The sequence below is a fragment of the Sphingobacteruim zhuxiongii genome (assembly GCF_009557615.1).
GTDB lineage: Bacteria > Bacteroidota > Bacteroidia > Sphingobacteriales > Sphingobacteriaceae > Sphingobacterium > Sphingobacterium zhuxiongii.
This window is the reverse complement of record NZ_CP045652.1, coordinates 244,691-267,619: the sequence shown is the minus strand read 5'-3', so window position 1 is coordinate 267,619 and position 22,929 is coordinate 244,691. Positions and strand designations below refer to the sequence as shown.

15 protein-coding genes and 1 pseudogene are annotated in these 22,929 nt (G+C 38.7%); 5 read left to right on the top strand and 11 right to left on the bottom strand.

Annotated features, from left to right (window positions below; genetic code table 11):
- Positions 1–42: 42 nt before the first annotated feature.
- Positions 43–1,233 carry a glycine C-acetyltransferase gene (gene kbl / locus GFH32_RS01135; RefSeq protein WP_153509334.1) on the bottom strand — a complete coding sequence of 397 codons (1,191 nt, stop codon included), beginning with the start codon at positions 1,231–1,233 and terminating at the stop codon, positions 43–45.
- 157 nt (positions 1,234–1,390) lie between these two features.
- Complete coding sequence (locus GFH32_RS01130; protein ID WP_153509333.1) at positions 1,391–1,804, bottom strand: DUF2147 domain-containing protein; 414 nt, start codon at positions 1,802–1,804, stop codon at positions 1,391–1,393.
- A 152-nt stretch (positions 1,805–1,956) separates the two neighbouring features.
- On the opposite strand from GFH32_RS01130, the gene GFH32_RS01125 reads away from it, so the two are divergent.
- On the top strand, positions 1,957–2,304 hold the full coding sequence (locus GFH32_RS01125; RefSeq protein ID WP_153509332.1) for a phage holin family protein: 348 nt from the start codon (positions 1,957–1,959) through the stop codon (positions 2,302–2,304).
- A gap of 85 nt (positions 2,305–2,389) precedes the next feature.
- Here the strand turns inward: GFH32_RS01125 and GFH32_RS01120 are convergent, their stop codons facing one another.
- On the bottom strand, positions 2,390–3,745 hold the full coding sequence (locus GFH32_RS01120) for a hypothetical protein (protein WP_153509331.1): 1,356 nt from the start codon (positions 3,743–3,745) through the stop codon (positions 2,390–2,392).
- A 16-nt stretch (positions 3,746–3,761) separates the two neighbouring features.
- The gene (locus GFH32_RS01115; protein ID WP_228384182.1) at positions 3,762–6,101 is read right to left on the bottom strand and encodes a TonB-dependent receptor; all 2,340 of its coding nucleotides are present in this window, start codon (positions 6,099–6,101) and stop codon (positions 3,762–3,764) included.
- A gap of 171 nt (positions 6,102–6,272) precedes the next feature.
- On the opposite strand from GFH32_RS01115, the gene GFH32_RS01110 reads away from it, so the two are divergent.
- Positions 6,273–7,214, top strand: coding sequence for an AraC family transcriptional regulator (locus GFH32_RS01110; RefSeq protein ID WP_153509329.1), 942 nt, complete (start codon positions 6,273–6,275; stop codon positions 7,212–7,214).
- Between the two features lie 230 nt (positions 7,215–7,444).
- Here the strand turns inward: GFH32_RS01110 and GFH32_RS01105 are convergent, their stop codons facing one another.
- The gene (locus GFH32_RS01105; RefSeq protein WP_153509328.1) at positions 7,445–9,865 is read right to left on the bottom strand and encodes a TonB-dependent siderophore receptor; all 2,421 of its coding nucleotides are present in this window, start codon (positions 9,863–9,865) and stop codon (positions 7,445–7,447) included.
- A gap of 317 nt (positions 9,866–10,182) precedes the next feature.
- On the opposite strand from GFH32_RS01105, the pseudogene GFH32_RS01100 reads away from it, so the two are divergent.
- A pseudogene (locus GFH32_RS01100) lies at positions 10,183–11,709 on the top strand (IS1182 family transposase); the annotation flags it as partial.
- Between the two features lie 258 nt (positions 11,710–11,967).
- On the opposite strand, the gene nagB reads toward GFH32_RS01100, so the two are convergent.
- Entirely contained in the window at positions 11,968–13,887 is a 1,920-nt protein-coding gene (nagB, locus tag GFH32_RS01095) for a glucosamine-6-phosphate deaminase (protein ID WP_153509327.1), read from the bottom strand.
- 264 nt (positions 13,888–14,151) lie between these two features.
- Here nagB and GFH32_RS01090 point away from each other — a divergent pair, with 264 nt between their 5' ends.
- Positions 14,152–14,817, top strand: a complete 666-nt coding sequence (locus tag GFH32_RS01090; protein WP_153509326.1) for a TlpA family protein disulfide reductase — start codon at positions 14,152–14,154, stop codon at positions 14,815–14,817.
- Between the two features lie 78 nt (positions 14,818–14,895).
- Here GFH32_RS01090 and GFH32_RS01085 read toward each other — a convergent pair whose 3' ends face one another.
- A complete protein-coding gene (locus GFH32_RS01085) occupies positions 14,896–15,717 on the bottom strand; it encodes an SMP-30/gluconolactonase/LRE family protein (RefSeq protein ID WP_153509325.1) in 822 nt (273 codons plus the stop codon).
- Between the two features lie 130 nt (positions 15,718–15,847).
- On the opposite strand from GFH32_RS01085, the gene uxaC reads away from it, so the two are divergent.
- A complete protein-coding gene (uxaC, locus tag GFH32_RS01080; protein ID WP_153509324.1) occupies positions 15,848–17,251 on the top strand; it encodes a glucuronate isomerase in 1,404 nt (467 codons plus the stop codon).
- Positions 17,252–17,257: 6 nt separating this feature from the next.
- On the opposite strand, the gene GFH32_RS01075 is transcribed toward uxaC, so the two are convergent.
- From GFH32_RS01075 to GFH32_RS01060, 4 genes are all read right to left on the bottom strand, one after another.
- The gene (locus GFH32_RS01075; RefSeq protein ID WP_153509323.1) at positions 17,258–17,845 is read right to left on the bottom strand and encodes an LOG family protein; all 588 of its coding nucleotides are present in this window, start codon (positions 17,843–17,845) and stop codon (positions 17,258–17,260) included.
- Positions 17,846–18,120: 275 nt separating this feature from the next.
- Positions 18,121–20,538 (bottom strand): outer membrane beta-barrel family protein, encoded by a 2,418-nt coding sequence (locus GFH32_RS01070; RefSeq protein ID WP_153509322.1) that lies wholly within the window; start codon positions 20,536–20,538, stop codon positions 18,121–18,123.
- A 97-nt stretch (positions 20,539–20,635) separates the two neighbouring features.
- Positions 20,636–22,423 carry a PspC domain-containing protein gene (locus tag GFH32_RS01065; protein ID WP_153509321.1) on the bottom strand — a complete coding sequence of 596 codons (1,788 nt, stop codon included), beginning with the start codon at positions 22,421–22,423 and terminating at the stop codon, positions 20,636–20,638.
- A gap of 21 nt (positions 22,424–22,444) precedes the next feature.
- Positions 22,445–22,783 (bottom strand): PadR family transcriptional regulator, encoded by a 339-nt coding sequence (locus tag GFH32_RS01060; protein WP_153509320.1) that lies wholly within the window; start codon positions 22,781–22,783, stop codon positions 22,445–22,447.
- Between the last annotated feature and the right edge of the window lie 146 nt (positions 22,784–22,929).

Sequence of the window (22,929 nt, the reverse complement as noted above, 5' to 3'; positions counted from 1 at the left end):
TTTTATTAGCTTTTCATCAAAGCCTTAAAAATACAGGTTGAATTACTTAATAACGCCTAATTCCTTACCCACTTTTGTAAACGCAGTAATTGCTTTATCTAAGTGTTCAAGCTCATGTCCGGCAGAAATTTGAACACGAATACGTGCTTTTCCCTGAGGAACAACAGGATAATAGAAACCAATAACATAAATTCCTTCGGCTAACATCTTAGAAGCAAAAGCTTGTGCAAGCTTAGCATCATACAACATAACAGGAACGATCGGATGGAATCCAGGCTTGATATCGAAGCCCGCTTCTGTCATCTTTTCGCGGAAATATTTAGTATTGCTTTCTAATTTATCACGAAGCTCCGTTGTTTCACTCAACATATCTAAAACCGCAACTGAAGCGCCAGCAATAGCTGGAGCTAAGGTATTTGAGAATAAATAAGGACGTGAACGTTGGCGAAGCATATCAATAATCTCTTTTTTACCAGAAGTAAATCCTCCAGAAGCACCACCTAGAGCTTTACCTAAAGTCCCAGTAATAATATCAACTCGGTCGATAACATTGAATAACTCATGCGTACCGCGACCAGTTTTTCCAATAAATCCAGAACAGTGAGACTCATCAATCATCACTAAAGCTTCATATTTATCTGCTAAGTCACAAATTTGATCTAGAGGAGCAACCGATCCATCCATAGAGAACGCTCCATCTGTAACGATGATTTTATGACGAGCACCTGCTGCTGCCTGCAACTGAGCTTCTAAATCCGCCATGTCTGCATTTTTGTAACGGAAGCGTTGTGCTTTACATAGACGAACGCCATCAATAATCGAAGCGTGATTTAATTCATCCGAAATAATTGCATCTTCTGCCGTAAACAAAGGCTCGAAAACACCGCCATTAGCATCAAATGCTGCTGCATACAATATCGTGTCTTCCGTACCTAAAAATGTAGAAAGCTTAGCCTCTAATTCTTTATGGACATCTTGAGTACCACAGATAAAACGTACAGATGACATCCCGTAACCATGCGAATCAATTGCTGCTTTTGCTGCAGCAACAACCTTTGGATGTGAAGACAATCCTAAATAGTTATTTGCACAGAAATTAATCACTTCCTGTCCAGTACTGATTTTAATATCAGCAGCTTGTGGCGTAGTGATAATTCGTTCTTCTTTATATAGACCAGCATCTTTAATTCCAGCTAGTTCTTTCTCTAAAGCGGGCTTTAAGGTTTTGTACATAACGGTAAATTTATTTGCGATAAAGATAAGGTTTTTTTTAAAGGCTAATTCACGAAAACGTTTGTGTAAATTTCGCAAAAGCCTAAATAATAGAAAGAGCCGTTGCATAACAACGGCTCTTTCTACGTAATACAAAAGACCGAGTCTTTTGAAAATATTATTTAATTCTTTTCCAGGTTTCAGTACGACCTAATAAGCTGACCCCGACATATCCACGAATATCCAAGGCATCAGTCCCTTTCAATGTCATTTTACAACTGTATGTTTTTCCGGATTTAGGATCATAAATTTGTCCGTCCACATAACTAGAACCACTTTTTGTGAAATTTGTTAATATTTCTAATCCTTGAATGTTTCTCGAGCGTAAGGCCTCGTTCGGATTCTTTGCATCCTTCTTATTAGAGTCCTTAATCCAATACAGCTTCCCGTAGAATTTTTCTCCCTTTTTATAAATTTCTATGCGTCCTTCCCCGCTGGGATTCTGCCATTTACCAAGGATAGAATCATTACTTTGTGCGAAGACCATTAGCCCAATAAACATCGAGCACAATGTTATCATTAATCTTTTCATACTCAACACAGTTTAAAATTGTTATGTCAAGTTAATAAAAATATTCTATGTTAGCATAATATTATTTTTGTTACCTACACCTAACAACCGATTGCGCACTGCGTATTGGCACTAAATTTGAATACCTCTTCGAAAGTCAAAACATACAAATTATGAGGTTTATCATCAGTCTTTTAGTAACAGGTTTAGTCGTTGCACTAGCGGCTTGGGTTAGCCCAGGTGTACATGTTGCAGGTTTTGGTTGGGCAATATTAACAGGTCTTGTTATCGGCCTAGTCAATGCAGTTGTCGGAGGCATTCTACGACTATTTACATTCCCTTTGAATTGGTTAACTTTCGGATTAGTTTCCTTTATCATAACAGTCTTAATGATTATGTTATCTGACAAAATCATGGGTACTAAGTTTGATGTTGATGGTTTTTGGCCTGCGGTCATCTTCGCTATTGCGGTTGCCGTTATCGAGATGATAATTGGAAAGGTAACTTCAGACAAAAAGTAATTTCATAATTAAGGAATAAAGGAATTAAAAAAAAGCCGGTATCATGATTTGATACCGGCTTTTTTTAATCTGTTTATCTGGAGGCCTAATACACGCCAATGTATTGGTTTCCTGGTTTATTTAACAACTTAGCACCAACCTTCATATCTCCATTCTTTCTATTAAAGATATAAATATTGCCATCTTGTCCAACTTGTGCAATAGCAATAAAAACTTCATCTCCATAAGTAGCGATATTTTGGATCTGACCAAATTCCAATTTATCTTCTCCTGGGATCACGTATTTAGTACCTGAATTTTTATTCAAATCAATTTTTGCAATATGTCCACCGTCTTGACCATTGATTGAGTATACAACGAATCCAATTCCATCTCCAACATATTTCCAAGTTTCAATATATGAATTCGTAACACCTAAAGCTTTGTCTAGATTGAATTCAAAGCCATTATCGTAGTCATTGGTTGCAGAGCTAATACGCAAGATTCTAGAGCCACCTGCACCCGCAGCTTCTCCTGACGTCGCTTGATACACATGACCATCCGTACCAACATATTGCATGGTACTGCGGTATCCATTTGTATTTGCATTGGTTTTTGTTGAGGTAATTAATTTAGGGTTCTTAAGGCTAGGATAATCAAATACAAGCGTACGAGCCGCTAATTTAGCCGCTGCTCTATCAACCGCGAAAACTGGCTTACCATCTTTATCTAAGGTAAAAGATGCTACATTGTATTTAGATATCTGGACACCCACGTAAGCCTTATCCCCTTTTTTATTAACTACCGGCGCATCAATACGAGAGATATGATATCCATTATTTACTTCTGCTTCCGATAAACGAATTTCTGCAGTTGAATTTTGCGTAATCTTCGGATCGTTCAAATCCAAACTTATAGCATCCAACTTCGTAGTAACTTCTTTGTAAGCAAAGTTCGGTGACGTTCCTGTGTAAACGATTGGATTGGCCGTTCCACGCACAGCGATACCTACGCCTGGTGCGGCAACCAACCATCTCGGTGATTTACTAACATAATCAGCTGTTGCAACCTCATTCCCTTCTGGAATAATATTCTTACCTCCGTTTACGCGATATTTGTTGAAAACACCACCATCGTCGCCTGTATACTGAATGTTATATAGGTATTTCCCATCTGTCGAAGCCTGTAAGCGTGCCGTTCTTGCTGAGCGAACTGCCTCTCCTTGATCAAATACATTTATCGAAAAACTCGGGTTCTTTGCTTCCTCTGGTGTCATACTAAATACCATAGTACCGCCATCACCATCACCTGGTTCCGTTTGCATCTTTGCGCCAGAAACGGTAATCCAACGATCGACTTCCTTAATATTATCTCCATCATTGCCACTTTTTTCACAGCTGCTAAACAATACACTAGTCGCTACGGCTCCAAACAGGGCAAATCTTAAAATGTTATTTCTCATCTTGCTATATAATTTGTTAAAATTTATTTATTGAATAATTCAGTTTCAGATAGAAACCTCTTCCTGGCTTTTGCACGCCAAAATTATCATAGAGTTCTGCATTAAATAGATTCTTTACATCTACACTCGCTATCAATTTTCGATTTGGGAAGGTATAACTAACTCCAAAATTCTGAGCTACTTGCGTGGGGGTAATAAACCAATCTGAATCAAACCAAACCGTACTAAACGGTGCTACATAACCTATCGTATAAAACAAGTTTAATTCCGAGGATTTCTGTATGGCGTTCTTTAGACGGTAATGCACATTACCATTCATCGTATAAAATGGCTCATTAGGAATTTGCTTATTATAATTATCACTTTCCAAACCTGTTTTCGGGCTATATCTTTGCTTATTCTTGGAATTGAATTTGGAGAAATTGAAATTCACAGCCAGATCTTTGTAGGTATACATTAGTTCGCCTTCAAACCCTAAGGATTGTGCTGATGATAAGTTGACATATTGTGTTAATTCAATCTCTTGGGAATTCAATAGTTCATTTGCAAAAGGCATAATTCGGTCTTTAATGTTTCTCCAAAAAGAATTCGCACCGAATGAAAATTTATGACCATCGAGATCAAATGTTCCTAATCTGAAACCGAGATTGTAGTTGTCACTGATCTCGGGAGAAATATTTGTATTGGCTAAGACATTTTCTTCAGGGCTACCAAAAGTCTCCCCATCGTCTGGCATACGCACAGCCCGTTCCGCAGAAGTTAAGAGGACGATATTTGGTTTTACCTTATAGGACACCGCCAACCCATAGCCCGTATTTGTGCGATGGTTCTTCTCCTTTTGCTCTGTAATCTGTACTTGTCCATTATTCACAGAACCGGTAAAAGACGTTTTACCAATTGATTGTTGGTAGAGTTTATAGAAGAGATTCGTTGTTAGTCGGTTGTTAAAGGTCTGCGCCTCATAATTGAAGGATACGACATTCTTAGAAAAATCATTCTTACTGTTCAATCCGTTTTTCCCAACTTGAGTTAAAAGGTTTTGATCAGAACGATCAACGGAATAAAAGACATGATTTACCGAAAGTCTATGTCCCGATACGATATCGTAACTCAAATTCGAACGAATATTAGCGACTTTACGATCGATATCCGTCATGGATGGAAGCGTTTGCTGCGCCCCTTCAGCTGTACGGATGGGATTACCATTCAAATCTAGACGTATATTTCCGTCCCAATTATACGCCCAAGGAATAGTATCTTGTATATATGTATTTCGAAAACTGTAAACTCCATTTACTGCTAAATTCAATCCCTCAAGCCCTAAATTTCGTTTGTTATAGCTAAGACTCAACACATTGGCATTTGCCTCTGAAGTCCTTCCCATATATGGTGTTCCCATGGTTTGCCCATGCTGAATCTCATTATACGAATCAGAGATGTTGTAGCCAAGGAAAAAGGAATCTGCCCATTTCACACCCGTAAAACCAAACTCAAAGCGACCAGAAATTGACCTATATCCATCGAAAAATCGCTTTGTACGATAATTCCGACGCATAACTCCGTTCGGTTCGATAAACTTGGAAAACTTACCCCAGATCTCATAGTCATTATCAGAACTCATATAAGTTCCCGCAACGCGTGTCGTGAATCCAGATTTTGCATCTCTATAAATTGCGCTGATGTCGGATTGTAGTGTGTTAAAAGATCCGTAGGAAATTGCTGCTGAGAGATTATTGGTAAGTTCCGCTTTTTTAAGAACGATATTAATGGCTCCACCAAGCAAATCGCCTGATAAATGTGCTGGCAAAACCCCTTTGTAAACCTCGATACGTTCAATCATCGCAGGAGGGATATTGTTCAAATTAAATGAAGATCCGTATGTTGAAATTTCTATACCATCAATAAATATCCCTACCGAACGTCCCGTCATGCCGTTCAAGTTATATTGGACTTCAGAGCCCAAACCCCCGCTTTGACGAACGCGAACTCCAACAGTGCGATCAAGTAACTCGTTCGTTTGGATATTTCGTAGGGCTGCCTCTTTTGTTTCAATAACGTTGACCGCGAATCCCTTCGTTTCGATTTCTCGTTTCACTGAATTCCCAGTTACTCGAATTTCATCTAGACTAACATCACCCCGCGGATCAATATGGATATGGAGGTCATATTTTGATTTATCAACAAAAAGTGGAAGATTTTTGCTTTGAATCTCTACAGAAGTTACGGAAATCACTTGCGAACCATAAGGCACTTCCTTTAACAAATATTCTCCCTTTTCGTTAGACACGGAAGCGATGTCAGTCCCATTAATACGTACCGTAGCCTGTTTTACTGGCGTCCCATCTAACAAATGCACGATCCCTTTTATGCTTGCTGTTTGCCCGAAGCAAGCGAATGAACACAGTAAAAAGACCCAGGTTGAGTAAAAAAATTTCATTATACCAGATTAATCCCTAATTTTGGAACATCATTTAGAACAAGTCTAAATAAATGTTGTTGCAAATCTAGAATTATTCTAAATAGCAAAATGACGCAATCGGAAAAAAAAGCTACACATTCGGAAATATTGGGAATCCCCCAAGCAAGTGCAGATGACTGCATTATCGAACTTGGTACAGAGATGTATTTTAGCGTTTTGGAAGGTAGACAACGCTTTTGCTTTAACAGTCCAGTTGACGGCTATATCAATGTCTTAATTTCTAAAAAATCCGCAAATGTTAGCTTACAAATTCATGATCAACATTTTGTTTTACATGCCGACGAAAACTTATTAAAACATTTGAGCAAAGGAAGCTCAATTGATTTAAAAAGCCTCTCTACAGATTGCACCTTGCTCATGGTGATAATTCCCAGTGAAAAAATCCTCTCCTTTCATAAAACGTATACGGAACAAAGTGAACGCTTCGAAAACGGACTGTTAACCAAATCCGACAAACGTATCAGCCTTTCTATCAATCAAATTATTGGACTTTACGCCGCAGATTCTTTTATCAATCAGCTAAAAATACAGGCCTTACTGTTAGAAACTATTGTACACCAAATTGAGGGACTTTACGCCGAGAATGAGAATAAAGAATTGATCAGCAATAAAAACCATTATGAAAAGATAGTACAAGTAAAGCAACTGATCGACGAAGATCTTGCACAAAACCATAGTATATCGAGTCTTGCAAAACATGTTGGAACCAATGAACAATATTTGAAACAACATTTTAAGCAATACTATGGGAAAACTATTATGAATTATATTACGGAGAAAAAGATGGAACATGCAAAGTCATTGATCATGACTGGAAAGCATCGCATCTCCGACGTAGCTCGCATGACGGGATACAAACACTCGACGCACTTTACAACAGCATTCAAAAAATATTACGGGATAATCCCAAATTCCCTACGTTACACTTTCCTTATCGCACACGAAGGAATTGCGGAGATGGTCGAGATGATCCACACACTTCCTTTCTAAAAACAGCATTATTTTTTCTCTTTTAAGTATATCACTTTTTACATGATGTATTAAGTATTTGTGCATCCACTTTTTTTGTTCATATTCCGAACGAAGTACGTTCTACATCCCTTTCATATCCCTTTCATATCCAAATCAAAGCCCTTTCAAATCCTTCGGAAAAAGGAATTGAAAGGGCTTTGATTTAGTGTAGTTTAACTTATGAAGGAGATTAAATCACACCTTAATCCTTAAAATCTATAGCTCAATGTTGTCGTAAAACTTCTTGGTGGAATAGGGTTCACACTGTAGTTTTCATGGACATAGTAGTTAAATTCATTACTAATGTTGCTGATTTTTCCTAAAATGCTCCAATTTCTGTAGGTATATCCCGCAGAGAAATCAAAGGTTGTAAAAGGATCGATTGGAATTAAGCGATCTTCATTTTTTGAAACGTTAACTTTTGTATTGTTCCATCCGGCATTACGTTTACCCGTGTAGTACGTTGAAAAGCCTAATTTCAATCCACGAACGCCGCCTTGTTGGAAAGTGTAGAATACCGATGCATTTCCCGTATGAGCAGTTGTACCCACCAGACGCACATCTTCAACACTTCCTTTATCATTCGTTTCTAGATAACGCATAAAATTATAAGCGTAACCTCCCATGACTTCCAAGCCATTAACGATTGTACCTGTCACGTCCAACTCCAAGCCATCAGATGCTGTTTTTCCAGTAAACTCTTTCATATTAGAATCAGCAATATTGCCGTTTTCATCCATAACAGATTGAGCAAAGCGATCATTTACAATGCGATACCAGGTTAGGTTGGCGGTTAGGCGCCCTGCAAACAATTCATTTTTTACACCGGCCTCATAATGATCAATAATTGAAGGGGTCATTGGTCTGAATTCGCGATCGTAGCCAGAGTTCGGTGTGAAATTATTTGCATAGCTCACGTAGAACGTTGTCGATTTAATGGGTTGATAAATAAAGGCAAATTTTGGTGACCAAGCGCTTTCTATCTTATCACCCAATGGGAGACTATCTTTTGTCATATTGCGCACAACATACGAGGAGCCATTACTGTACAAATATCCCTGTCCCTCTTTGTTGATTTGACGCGTATAACGAATGCCTACTAACACCTTAAATTTATCAGTTAAGCTGATTAGATCTTGAGCGAATGCGCCGTAACGATAAACATCTGTGGTTGTTCTTGTCTTTAAATTAGCTTTTGGGATGTCCGTTCTGGATTTATAGGCATCCTTTTCAAAAATATTTATATTATCGTAGGCATTAATTACTGTCGTATCGCTAAGAGGATTGGCAAAAATATCAAACGCATAATTCTTTGTTTTTGATTGGTCAAAATCAGCACCAACTAAAACTTGATGCTTAATCTTACCGGTAAAAATTGTTCCGTTTAAATTGGCTTGTTGGTTAAACGATAGTTCATCCGATTGGGTTCGGTTTAATGCTCTTGGCATATTGCCATTTTCTGCCGCCTGGATTCGTTCAGCACCGTAATAATTTCTAGTATAGTTTTGGTAGCTCGCATTGACGTCTAATTTCCAGTTGGATGAAAACTCCTGAGAAAAAGCTAATTGACCATTACTAGAATTGGTTTTATTGTACGCCCATTCAGTATTCAAATAAGTATTTCTCCCAACACGCTCGTCAATCTTTCCACCGACAGAACCGATTCCAAAGTCTGGCGTAAAGTCACTTTTTAGATAATCAAACATTGCATTCAGTGTCGATTTTTCTGAGATCTTATAAAGCAAAGATGGGTTTACATAGAAACGTTTACTTTCTACATTATCGCGATAGCTTTCTGCGTACTCTCCGGTTCCAACCACACGAAACGCCAATTTATCACTAATAGGACCATAAACATCAACAATTGGCTTGTACTGGTTGAAGCTACCCATACGCATAGATACCTCGCCTCCATATTCAAACTTTGGTTTCTTCGTCACTAAATTCAAAACTGCACCACCAGAAACCCCGCCATACAATAGGGCTGCAGAACCTTTTAAAATTTCTACCGATTCTAATGTACTTGCTTCAATCGAACCGCCATTGTTTGTTCGCGCTCCATTCTTGAAGATATTATTGGATCCCAAGCTGTAACCACGCGCAAAGAAGTTCTCATTAACACCACCGCGGTTAGCTCCTAATGCAACTCCATTGGCATTTTTCAGTACATCACTTAATCTATTTACTTGCTGATCGCGAATAACTTGTGCATTAATAATTTGAACGGACTGTGGAAGATCACGTACTAGAATCCCTCCCTTACCTACGGCCAATTTCTTATCGTTTACGGTGTGATATCCGACAACATCTACACTATCGATGCTGTTATGATTATCATTTAAGATTAAATCCGCTACTTTGGTTTCCAACCCTTCTGGATTCACTTGAATATTTCGAGATTCAAAACCAATCGCGCTCAGTACTAACACAAATTGACCTGGTTGAGCGACATAAAGCTCAAAATGTCCAGTAGAATTGGTTTTCACCGAATTCCCGTTTGAAGAAATGTTAACTTCAGCTAATCCCTTTCCTGTAGGATTAACGACTTTACCTTTTACAGTGGTTTGTCCAAAAGCGGTACTTCCCGCTGACAGCATCAGTAACAAGATTAATATTTTAGCGACTCTCATCTTTATTTGTACTAAATCTAAATAAAGTACAAATGTAGACTCTGAACTTTTAAGATAAAATAAAGATTCGGCTAAAAACTTTAATAATCGGAAAAATAGGAAAATTGCACATCGTATTCCAGTTTTGTTCAAATAAATGTTTAACGGCGTCTTTGACAGCCTTTTCACTATCTAAACTTCAAATACCATATATTACAAAAAAGGGGCTGTCTAAAAAGGTCTCTTAAAGAAAGAACCCCGTCATTAAAAAATGGCGGGGTTTTTCTGTTTTTTTGTCCTTAAGATTTTGTATCTTAAGGTGCACCCAAAAAAACAATATGGCAAACATACAATTCAAAGCGCTTCCATCCAATAGTCCGAGTCTATTTCCTGAGAATATTTTAGATCGTATTCCAATGAACCATCCGGTTCGGTTGGTGAGTCAGGTTGTTGATCAGTTGGATCTAGATCATATTATCCGTCAGTATAAAGGCGGAGGCACCACTAGTTTTCACCCTAGAATGCTCATTAAGGTGCTGTTCTACGCCTATTTAAGCAATATCTATTCTTGCCGAAAAATTGAGCGCGCCTTACAAGAGAATATCCATTTCATGTGGCTTTCGGGCAATAGCACACCTGATTATCGTACGATCAATTATTTCAGAGGAAAGCGTCTTAAAGGACAGATACAAGAGCTGTTTGCAAGTATCGTTCGTATGCTGCATGATATGGAGTATGTTAGCCTGAAAGTTCAATATGTTGATGGCACCAAGATCGAGTCGGTCGCTGGTCGTTATACGTTCGTTTGGAAGAAATCGGTCGAGAAGAATAAGGTAAAGCTAGAAGCAAACATTGCTTCGGTTCTTTCGGAAATCGAGGCTCAGATCGCCCAAGACCAATCTTCATTAGGGCATCAAGAAGTTAGCAAGGCCATTGATAGCAGTCGGTTGAAGGAAAAGATCGAAGCGATCAATGCCAAGTTCAAAGGAGCCAATAAATCTACTGATAAGCAGCTTAAGAAACTTGAAGAGGACTATTTGCCTCGACTAGAGAAATATGAAGAGCAACTGGAAGTACTGGGAGATCGCAATAGTTATAGCAAGACCGATACCGATGCTGTGTTTATGCGGATGAAAGAGGACCACATGAAGAATGGCCAGCTTAAGCCAGCCTATAATACCCAAATCAGCACCGAAGATCAGTTCATCACCCATTACAGCATCCATCAAACAACTGCCGACACCACAACCCTGCCGGAACATTTGGAAGGCTTTGAGTCCCATTACGGAAAACAAAGCGAACAGCTTGTAGCAGACGCCGGTTATGGTAGTGAACAGAACTATGAATTGATGGAAAAACAGGGCATAACTGCCTTTGTCAAGTACAATTACTTTCATGTGGAACAGAAGCGCAAGCATAAACAGGATCCTTTCTCGGTACAGAATCTGTATTACAACCAGCAAGATGACTATTATGTATGTCCGGCCGGACAGAAGCTCAGCTATATCGGTCATGCAACCAGAGTTAGTACCAATGGATATACTGCCCGGGTAAGCTGTTATCAGGCTCAGCGATGCGAAGGCTGCCCAATGCGCAGTGGGTGCCATAAAGCAAAAGGCAATCGTATTATTGAAGTGAACCACAGGCTTGATCAGCTCAAGGCTAAAGCCCCCCCCCCGAAAAAGACTGCTATCAGAAGAGGAATGTACCATCGAAGCAAGCGACCCATAGAAGTGGAAGCTGTTTTCGGTCAGATGAAAAGCAACAACAAGTTTACCCGGTTCACGATGAAAGGACTGGAGAAAGTCGCTGTAGAGTTCGGTTTGATGGCCATTGCTCATAACCTCAGAAAATGGGCAAAAAAGTGGGCAAACGATGTCTTGTTTCGAAATGGTTATAGCGATAAAACACTATATACGATAAAAATTGGAGTCAGGAGCGTTAAAACCACAAAATATAGACTTACTGCTTAAAACTCAAAAATGAAAACAGTAATGGAATCGCAAAAGCTATAAAACAGAAGAAGGTGCCTTTTTAGACACCTTCTTTTTATTAAAATTCTATTTAAGTATTTAACCACAGATCAGTATAGCAAATACTATTTATTAGAAAGATTATACGACTTAAAACTTCCAACGTACGAATGCTTCAATCGCCTCGTAGTTTGCTAATCCAAGTTCATGGTATAGTCCTGCAGTTTCACTCGTACGGTCTTCCGCACGCACCCAGAATTCTCTTGGATCATCTCCAGGGAAAACAGGAAGGTCTTTTTGAGACTGGTGTTTGAAGATCGCTAAGCGCTTACGTTTAACCTCTTGAGGTGAAAGTGGTACAGCCATTTCAATTTCATGAATTGGATATTCGTGCCAAGCACCACGGTACAACCATAACCAACAATCTTTTGTCCATTCATCTGTTTCGCGAAGACGTAAAATTGCTTCTAGTACGATATCAAAACAAACTCTATGAGTTCCATGTGGATCGGCGAAGTCACCAGCAGCAAAAATTTGATGTGGTTTTACTTGACGCAATAGCTCCATTGTTTGTTGGATATCATCCTCAAAGTCAATCTCTTTAGAGAATTTACCACGATCGTAGAAAGGTAGGTTTTGGAAATGAATGTTTTCATCTGGCAAACCAACAAAACGAGCTCCCGCAATTGCCTCTCCTTTACGGATTAAGCCTTTGATTGTACGGATAATCTCAGGATCTACTTGATTAGGTTTTTTCACTTTGAAGAACTCACGAGCTTCTTCATAAATATTTCTTGTAACACCATTGTCGTCATCGACTGCTACAGCGAAGTCTTGTACAAACTCTAAATAACGTAAAACGTCATCATCCCAAACTGCCGTATTTCCAGATGTTTGGTAAGCAACATGAACATTATGTCCTTGATCTGCTAAACGAATGAAAGTACCCCCCATTGAGATAACATCATCATCCGGATGTGGGGAGAATAAAATAACGTTTTTACGCGCCGGTTCAGCACGTTCAGGACGGCTAGAATCGTCAACATTAGGCTTACCACCTGGCCAGCCAGTAATTGTACGTTGTAGCTCATTAAAGATACGGATGTTGATACTATAAGCCGGGCCTTGCTCTGTGATTAACTGAGCCATACCATAGTTATTGTAATCATCATCAGTAAGTTTCAGGATTGCTTTCTTCAAATGAAGAGACAACCAAACAACTGCCTTTCTAACTAAGCTGTCTTCCCAAACGACATCATGCGCCAACCAAGGAAGGTTGAAACGTGTTAAGCCAGACGCTGCATCTGTATCTAAAACAAACTCAACATTCTCTGACATTTGTAAATAGGTCGCTGGAATATCCGAAGAGATTTCGCCTTCAACTGCTTTCTTAACAATTTCCGCTTTCTTTTCGTTCCACGCCATTAACACAATCTCTTTCGCTTTGAAGATTGTGCCCACCCCCATTGTAATCGCTTTTGTTGGTACATTTTCCTTACCACCGAAATCGCGAGAAGCATCTCTTCTAGTAAGGTCATCTAAGGTTACCAAGCGAGTACCAGAGTTTGGCGCAGAACCAGGCTCATTGAAACCAATGTGACCGGTACGTCCAATTCCTAAGATCTGGATATCCAATCCTCCGAAGTTCGAGATCTTTTGTTCATAAGCGATACAAAATGCCTGTACATCTTCTGGCGCTAACGTTCCGTCAGGGATATTAATGTTCTCCTGAGGAATATCAACGTGATCGAACAATTGTTTTTTCATGAAAGCTACATAGCTTTGCTCAGCATTAGGAAGCATAGGATAGTACTCATCCAAGTTGAATGTGACTACGTTGTTAAAACTTAAACCTTCTTCTTTGTGTAGGCGTACAAGCTCTTTGTAAACTTTGACAGGTGTCGCACCGGTTGCTAAACCAAGTACGGCCTTTTCTCCTTTTGCCTGCTTATCAAGGATGATAGCGGCAATACGTTGTGCAACTTGGATAGAAGCTTCATCTTGAGAGGGGTATACCGAGACCGGCACTTTCTCAAAACGGGTTTCCTCTAATAAATTTAATCTTGCCATTTAAATTGAAAAATACCTTAGTGAGTAACAAATTTACTAATAAATTGGGCTGATAGCATAAAATTTGCAATTTCTTTTACACAATCGCGAATTTTTCCTCGAATTGCTCAAAGGAGTATTGAAAAAATCATAATTATCACTCCTGTAAATGCTTAGTTCAAACGCTCAGTCAATCGATTTCAGGGAAAGATTATGCTAATTTTACAAAGGAAATAGGAGCCTCCAGACGTATATCCTTATATTTGAATATTAATTAGCATCAGCATGAAAAAATTACTATTCATATTTTCATTCATCCCTTGTTTGTTATTTGGGCAAACAAAAGAAGAATTAATTGCCTCCGTTAAAGCAAATTCAAAGGACCCGCAGACGTTACAAACGTTGCAACGTATTGGTGTTTATGACCCCAACCATAAAGAATTGGAAACGCTCTTTAAGGGCTTGGATAAAAAAGTCCGTAAAAGCAACTCGGGAAAGCTATTTGAGCGTTACTTAAGTGCCTTAAAAAATACACAAGTCGGTAAGAAAGCACCTAGTATTACACAACTAGATTTGGCGGGAGAACCTTATGCACTATCCGATCTAAAAGGAAAATATGTGCTAGTTGATTTTTGGGCTTCTTGGTGTCCTCCATGTCGTAAAGAAAATCCAAATCTCGTAAAGACCTATGCTACATTCAAAGACAAGAATTTCGAGATTCTAGGCGTGTCATTTGATAAAGAATTTGCCGCTTGGGACAAAGCGATTAAAGACGACAACTTAACATGGAAGCATGTTTCTGACTTACAGGGTTGGAATAATTCAGCTGGCCAAACTTATGGCGTTAAAGCTATTCCTCAAAATATCTTAATTGATCCCAACGGTATTATCGTTGCCAAAAATCTTCATGGGGACGCGCTCAATGCAAAGCTTCAAGAAATATTAAAGTAGGAAAGAATTCCAATAAAAAAGCCGGTGCTTTGTTTGAAAACAGCATCGGCTTTTTTGTGTCAATTTTCTAATATCTGTTTAATCCAATTGATAGGCTACAACAGAATTACTGTTGAAAGTTGGTACATATAGAATTTTATCTTTTGGATTATATCCAAGATCAGCTGTATTCATCTTCCCTTGCACATCTAAAAGCTCTGTAACTTGTCCTTGTGCAGTAATGTGATAAATCAAACCTCCCCAGCAAGTTACTAAAAAGCTACCGTCACCAACAGGTTCTAATCCATCACCGCCTAACTTTAAGCCTTTTGCTATCACAGTTTTATTCGCCTTAGCATCTATTTTCCATAGCTCTGGTCCAGCCATTGCAAACAAATTGCCATCAATAACGCGGAGTCCATTTACATTTGGCACATCGCTCATAAATAAGGATGGTCGATTGTTGTGAAGTAAATAAATCTTCGAGTCACGAGTATCAGAAACATATACTTTACCTGCGCGATCAACAGTTACATCATTTAAGAATTTAGATCCCGGCACCTTAATTTCATTGATTACGTTTCCAGTAATAATATCAACAACAATAACCTCATCAATATCTGCAATATACAGTTGATCGTTATATAAAGCCATTCCTTTTGGAGCGTTCAAACCTTGCACCCAAGTAGCATCCTTTATAGAACCGTCTAGATTTAAGATAGCTACACCACCTTTGCCATCCGCCGTTGAACCATCGCCATCAATTAGAGAAACAAATAACTCGGAACGTTCCGGTACATAAAGTACAGACTCGGGTACAGGCAGTTGCTCTTTGGACTCCCACAGTTGGGTTAATTTCTTTTGTCCAAAAGCTGTGCTTAGACAGATTAGTAAGGAAAGGGATAGTACGTATTTTCTCATGGCTAAATCATTAATATTTATCTAGTTATGAAATAAATATACTCATTAATACTAATTTAACACTCATTTTATTTAGGAAAACCGTATTTTGATTTTCATATTACTTTAGAAATAACCAAAACCCATAAACATGAGAACATTTTTGGATGATAATTTTTTGCTGCAAAGCTCTGTAGCTGAAGAGTTATACCATAACTATGCAAAAGACCTTCCGATCATAGATTACCACAATCATTTACCGCCCGATCAAGTTGCTAGCAATATGCAATTTGAGAATATATCAGCTATATGGCTGCATGGTGATCATTATAAATGGCGCGCTATGCGGGCAAATGGAATAGACGAGCAATTGATTACTGGCTCGGCTTCGGACAAAGATAAGTTTCGCGCATGGGCGAAGACTGTTCCCTACACGGTTAGAAATCCTTTATACCATTGGACTCACCTGGAGTTACAACGCTATTTTGATATTCATGAATTATTGAGTGAGAAAAATGCTGATCGTATATACGAGGAGACAACAGCGAAGCTACAAGAATCAAACTACAGGGTTGACGGTTTATTGAATCGCATGAATGTCGAAGTGATATGTACTACCGACGACCCCATTGATAGCTTGGAGCACCATAAGGCGTATGCGAATCTTGGGAAAAAAGTCAAGATGTTTCCTGCCTTCCGCCCTGATAAAGCAATGAGTCCAGAGAATAATGCTGCCTTCAATCAATATATTGATAAACTTGCGGAGGTAAGTGGTCATGAAATCGAATCATACCAACAGTTTCTAGATGCTTTAAAGGCTCGTCATGATTATTTTGCTGCTCAAGGTTGCTGCGTATCGGATCATGGATTAAGCCACTTGTACGCTGAAGATTATACGGAATCAGCTGTTAAAGACATCTTTGCAAAGATTCGAAGGAAAGAAGATCTAAATGTACATGAGATCAATATATTCAAGTCTGCAATGCTCGTACAATTTGCGGAGTGGGATCATGAAAAGGAATGGGTTCAACAATTCCACGTTGGGGCATTCCGCAATACAAATCCGAAAGCCATCAAGAATTTAGGACCAGATACTGGATACGATAGTATCGGTGACTATAAGCAAGGAGAGGCTTTGGTTAAATTCTTAAGTCGCCTGGATAGTAAAGATTCATTAGGGAAGACGATCTTGTATAATTTAAACCCAATGGATAACGAGCTATTTGCTGCCATGGGCGGAAATTTCAACGATGGAAAAATCATTGGCAAAATGCAATTTGGATCAGGTTGGTGGTATAATGATCAAAAGGACGGAATGACTCGACAGATCACCGCACTATCCAATATAGGCTTAATCAGCCGCTTTGTAGGAATGTTAACGGATTCTAGAAGCTTCCTATCCTTCCCTAGACATGAGTATTTCCGACGTATTCTTTGTGACATCTTCGCTGAAGACATCGTCAAAGGCGAATTACCGCATGACATGGAATGGATAGGAAAGATCGTTCAAGACATTTGCTACTATAATGCGAAAGCTTATTTCCCTTTTAAATAACAAGATTTAAGACCGCTCAATATTTAACCATTTAGGCACAGGAGGTGCTTCGTACTGCTCCATAAGGTCGATTAATTCATCGATGTTATCCGCATATTGAAGCATCTTTTGATTTTCTTCTTTCAATAAACCTGTTTCAACCATTTGTTGAATAAATTGAATTAGGTGATCGTAGAATCCGTCAACGTTCAAGATACCTACAGGCTTCTTATGTAAGCCTAGCTGAGCCCAAGTAATCATCTCGAAGAGCTCCTCCATTGTTCCAAAACCGCCTGGTAGCGCTATTATTCCGTCGCATAAAGCATTCATCTTAGCTTTCCGCTCATGCATGGTATCAACCTCAATCAGTTGAGTAATTCCAGAATGTCCAATCTCTTTGCTATTTAGAAACTGAGGAATAACACCGACTACAACACCACCATGCTCCATCACACTATCAGCGACAGCCCCCATCAGACCAACGCGGCCTCCTCCATAAACTAATTGAATATTTCTTTCTACGAATGCTTTTCCTACTGCCTTGGCAGAATTAACAAAAGAATTCCCAAAACCAGCACTGGACGCACAGAAGACAACAATTTGCTTTAATTTCATAAGACAAGTATAGGAAATTGTAGCTATTATTTCGAATAGTGTAGGTAGACCGTTCTTCAAGACGTTTGATAAACTAACCAAGGGTCAATAAGCCGGTTGAATTTTACTATTAAAAATCCATTTAACGGCGATTTAAGTCACAAAGAATACTTAACAAAAGACTTTTCATGCTGCTAGTGTAACGCCATCAACTAGTGTGCATAAAATAGAAAGGCCCCAGGCGGAGAACCTGCGGGCCTTTAACTTAACTAAACATTGAAACAAAACTCTTTTAATTAGTTCGCTCTTTCCTTTTCTTCATTATTAGAATCACGGCGACGAATTTGTTGTTTTAAATTCCCGAATTTATAAGAATAGGTAAGGCGAACCGTCTGATTGTCATTATATTGACGGATTTTCGAGTTAAACTCCTCAAAATCCGTATTTATGTTATTTTTATTCGATCTGAAAACGTCGGTTACAGCAAGCTTAAGCGAGCTTTTTTGATCTTTGAAATTATAGTTTAAGCCTAGGTCTACGTTTACACGGCCACTGATTTTGTATACATTATATATAAACGGTGTATTTCCATTAATATTGGCTTCAGCTGAAAATTGATTATTCAACTTAAAGGTATGCATACTATTTGCTTGGATGAAGAAAGAGCCTAAATCAGCGTAATATCCAGCAATTGGACCTTTAAAGTGCATGTAAATACCTGTGAAATTATTATTCATCGTCCAGAATTTTCCAACACGATAAGGAATATTCATGTTTAAATATGATGTTACTGATTTAGCCAAATTATCACGTGTAATCCACGTTTCATTCGTTTCTTTATTCTGTCCCATACTTTCCACCATCGCGTCATTAGTAATGTCCGTTCCTAGTGTAAAATTGAACATTTGCATCAGCGTGTAGTTCAAGGATAGTCCGTGCGTATATTGCGGGTTGACATATGGATTACCTTCTTGGAAAGTCAACTTGTCGATATAGTAGCGAAAAGGATTTAAATAGCGATAATTAGGTCTACTTATTTTCCGTGCGTAACTCAAGGTCAATATATGATTCGGGCTGATATTATATCCTAAATTTGCTGACGGAAAGAAGTCCAGGTAATCACGCTTCACTCTAGAATTCTTTGTAATCGAGTTCCCATCAGATATAGTGTATTCTGCGCGAACACCTAATTTCGTTGTCCATTTACCAAATTCCGTACTGTAATCCACATATCCGGCTGAGACTTGCTCCGTATAGACAAAATGATTTGGTCTACCTTCATAATCCCCCCATTGACCGCCAACTAGACGTTCAAAGCCAAGATCGTTATCGGACTTTACGTTACTATATTTTATCCCTGCTTCTAATTTTCCTTTTTTGAATGGTTTCACATAATCCAATTTAGAAACATAGATATCAATATCTACTGGCATGCTACTGCGTTCCTGCTCTTCTGGTCGCACCAATGCTCCTGATGGCGTCTCTGTACGATAGAAATAATCTACATCAGAGGCCGTGCGGAACATGCTCCAGTCAAAGTCGAATGTCAATTTACTCCCGGTTGTATCAATTTTGAATTCATTATTGAAGTTTACAGAATAGCGGTTAAACTTCGCTAAACTATAGGAATTTGCACGCATGATAGAATCCGTGATATTTGCAGAGGGACCGATAAATGAAGCACTCAAGTTATCCCCGCCTTCCTCGTTGTTATTTCCAGTAAATTGAACTAACATCGTGTTTTTCGCAGAAGTCTTTTGTTCAACACCAAAACGATAATTATGATTTTTCTCCCGTTCGATTAAGCCCGCTTTTTGATCGAATATTGTTGACTTACCGTGGTTTGCAATCGTTCTTTCTAAGTTTAATTCCGTTTCACGTTTATTATCGGTATAGGCATAAGATCCAAATAGTGTGGTATTATTTTTCTTGTAGTTTAGGTTTAATGAGCTATTACCTCTAAAATGTTTACCATAGCCACCACTTGCAATAAAAGATCCGTTAAAACCTTCGGTATTATTTTTCTTGAGCACAATATTGATAGTTCCTACAGCTCCCTCAGCATCGTCTTTCGCTTGACGTGTCGTAGTCACCTCAACACTCTTTATCTGTGCGGCATCCGTTGATTTTAAGAAAGTAGCCAATTGCTCTCCAGTCATATACGTTTGACGTCCATCGATGGTTACAGTGACCCCTTGTTGCCCCATTAATTGTAGATTATCATCCTTATCTACACTAACTCCAGGAGCGCGCTTTACAACCTCTAAGGCATTATTCCCTGCTGCTAAAGTTGAATTTTCTACATTTAGGATTAGCTTCCCATCTTTGTTTTGAACCATTGGCGCTTGCCCCTTGACAGTAACCGCTTCTATCGTTTGGCTAGCTGCTGTAAGTTTAATTACTGGAACTGAATAAACGTCATCGCCTAGATCAAAATTTGCCGATTTTGCATTAGCAAATCCAACAGACGATACTTCAATATAATAGTTCCCTTTGGGTGCTTTTAAGATTATAAAATTACCATCAGCGTCAGTCACAGCCGTTTTGATCAATACATTTGCTGTTGATGACATTAAATAAATAGAGGCCGCAGCTACTGGTTGGTTATCCTGGTTGACGACCTTTCCCTTAATATCGGCGTCTTGCGCCTTTGCTAATGCCTGGTTTAAAAATAAAACCATTGTTGCGACAATTAGCACAATTACTCTTCCCATTGTTGTTTTTCTAGTGTTTTCGTTATTGGTTTGTTTCGATAACCGACCTTTATATTCAAAAAGCCGGTTATTTATTATTCTTTAATGACGTTGATGCTTAAGCTTTGGTTGCAGCAGCCTCTTCTTTTTTTTCCGATTTCTCTTTTAACTCCTCCAGCTCCTTTGCCTTTTCCTTAGCCTCTTCCTCCTTTTGTTTTGCTTCCTCTTCTGCTTTTTCAATCGCTTCCTTTTCGGCCTTTAACTTGTCATCTTGCATCTTAAGAATGCATCGAAGGCCATTTGCGGTCATAATCCACTCGGAAGACTTTGCATTTTCATTATATTGATTACACTCCCATGCGGAAATATCTTGTATACGATGACCTATTGAATTAGTCAAAGAAACTTTGGTCCCTACTGGAAGATAAACGATGATTCCGACATGTTGATCTCTAACTTTATCTTGTTGATTCATTGCAAAGTGACTGTCGAAAGAAACAACATTCTTGTCTTGCTTCACTTGATAAGATATACGAGAAGCGCGATCTGATGCTTCTTTATAGGTATTCCCTTTCGCTCTATAATTGTACTGTATATAAGGTGCTTTTAAAGAATCTATAGCTTCAACGCGAATAGATATATCGCGACGTAGATAATCCGCTAGGTTTTCTCCTTTTACATTGATATTAAACTTCTTTTTGTTGAATTCTTCATCAGAAGCTTTTATTACACGCACGTCATGCTCAGTAAATATATAACTGTCGCTTTTATCCAAAGGCTTCTCGACACTAATGGTACTGACCTCTTTAAATTCCTGTTGTGTTATTACTACAAAGTATAAGATCATTACGACAGATATAATCCAAGTCGCAAACAAGGTCATACTTAAATAGTTATTCATTCGCTGTACTTTAAATACAACACGTAGTAAAAGATAAAAGATCGCGAAAAATGGAATTCCAATAGCCATAAATCCTGCGAGTAAGGCAAAGAATGCGGATACAGGTGTCATCACTGTTAATGGTGGTAACATAATATCATTCTTAATTCCTAATAGATTTAGCGTACAGAATACAAAGGTTACAAATAACCCAATGATTGCGCATCCGAAAGCGATTAAGAATATAATGGCTAAGAACTTACCAAACGCCGAGAGAACGCGACCAAATAAATCGCCTACCGTACGAACTCCTCTATTAAAATGCTCGCCGGCACCCGAAAAATTTTCTCCAAGTCCTTTCATTTCTTCATCAAAAGACTTTTTAAAATTCTGTAGATTAGCTGCTTCTCCGCGCATAGCCATCTTATCTGCACGCGTTATTGCTTTAGGCATTACCGCCCATAAAACAACGTACAACAAGACTCCAGAACCTGCAAATAGGAAAAATAGAACGAACATTATTCGAATCCATTTTGATTCAAGATTAAAATAATGCCCAAGACCTGAACACACGCCACCGAAAATACGATCGTCCATATCACGCATCAACTTCTTTGAAGCAGCAAATGCAAAGGCAGGCTCATTTATAGTCTCCTCAGGTTTAGCGGCCTCGGGTTCTCCCTCTACTTCTGGGATTGATTCAGCTTCCGTCTCTGCAGCAATTGCTGGCTCCGATTCCTCACGAACTTCCTCTAAAAAATCTGCTTCAAAATCGCTCACACGTCCCATTTGGCTTATAACCTCATTAACGTCTTGAACGTTGATAACTTCTTTACGTCCACTTTGAATTTTCTCCGCAAACATCTCAGCAATTCGATTTTCGATATCCTCAAGTATTTCCTTGCTATCTTCCGTCTTACCAAAGTGTTTTTTAATCTCGATCATATAAGATCGAAGTATTTCGTAAGCATCCTCCTCTATATGAAAGACTATGCTGTTTATATTAATGATTATTGTTCTGTTCATGGCAATATTTAGTTAATTATGTTAGTCAATTTGGCGATCTCCAATAGCGGTTTGCACGGCAAAGTTCAATTCTTTCCAGGTTACATCTAGCTTATGTAACACCTCCGTACCTTCAGCTGTAATCTGATAATATTTGCGTGGTGGACCCGAAGTCGATTCCTGCCAACTGTAACTTAACAAGCCATTGTTCTTAAGTCGCGTCAGCAAAGGGTACAATGTACCTTCGACCACCAACAACTCGGCTTTTTTTAATGCACCGATGATGTCTGAGGCGTATATCTCTCCCCGAGAAATTATAGACAGAATACAATACTCTAGTATTCCTTTCCTCATTTGGGTTTGTGTGTTTTCTGCTACCATAACAATACAAAGATATATCCTTTGGATGGTACTTTGCAATACATAGTACTATAAAAAAGCAAAGTAAAGCTGTAACACGCTGTATTTCAACTATATAATTTTTAATAAAATTTATACCAAGCTCTAAAAACGATAAAAAAGCGTTG

Excerpts from the sequence above, each read along its gene's own strand:
- GFH32_RS01120 (WP_153509331.1), bottom strand. The coding sequence starts at position 3,745 with ATGAGAAATAACATTTTAAGATTTGCCCTGTTTGGAGCCGTAGCGACT.
- GFH32_RS01065 (WP_153509321.1), bottom strand. The coding sequence starts at position 22,423 with ATGAACAGAACAATAATCATTAATATAAACAGCATAGTCTTTCATATA.
- kbl (WP_153509334.1), bottom strand. The coding sequence starts at position 1,233 with ATGTACAAAACCTTAAAGCCCGCTTTAGAGAAAGAACTAGCTGGAATT.
- GFH32_RS01060 (WP_153509320.1), bottom strand. The coding sequence starts at position 22,783 with ATGGTAGCAGAAAACACACAAACCCAAATGAGGAAAGGAATACTAGAG.
- GFH32_RS01070 (WP_153509322.1), bottom strand. The coding sequence starts at position 20,538 with ATGGGAAGAGTAATTGTGCTAATTGTCGCAACAATGGTTTTATTTTTA.
- GFH32_RS01130 (WP_153509333.1), bottom strand. The coding sequence starts at position 1,804 with ATGAAAAGATTAATGATAACATTGTGCTCGATGTTTATTGGGCTAATG.
- nagB (WP_153509327.1), bottom strand. The coding sequence starts at position 13,887 with ATGGCAAGATTAAATTTATTAGAGGAAACCCGTTTTGAGAAAGTGCCG.
- GFH32_RS01110 (WP_153509329.1), top strand. The coding sequence starts at position 6,273 with ATGACGCAATCGGAAAAAAAAGCTACACATTCGGAAATATTGGGAATC.
- GFH32_RS01125 (WP_153509332.1), top strand. The coding sequence starts at position 1,957 with ATGAGGTTTATCATCAGTCTTTTAGTAACAGGTTTAGTCGTTGCACTA.
- uxaC (WP_153509324.1), top strand. The coding sequence starts at position 15,848 with ATGAGAACATTTTTGGATGATAATTTTTTGCTGCAAAGCTCTGTAGCT.
- GFH32_RS01075 (WP_153509323.1), bottom strand. The coding sequence starts at position 17,845 with ATGAAATTAAAGCAAATTGTTGTCTTCTGTGCGTCCAGTGCTGGTTTT.
- GFH32_RS01085 (WP_153509325.1), bottom strand. The coding sequence starts at position 15,717 with ATGAGAAAATACGTACTATCCCTTTCCTTACTAATCTGTCTAAGCACA.
- GFH32_RS01105 (WP_153509328.1), bottom strand. The coding sequence starts at position 9,865 with ATGAGAGTCGCTAAAATATTAATCTTGTTACTGATGCTGTCAGCGGGA.
- GFH32_RS01090 (WP_153509326.1), top strand. The coding sequence starts at position 14,152 with ATGAAAAAATTACTATTCATATTTTCATTCATCCCTTGTTTGTTATTT.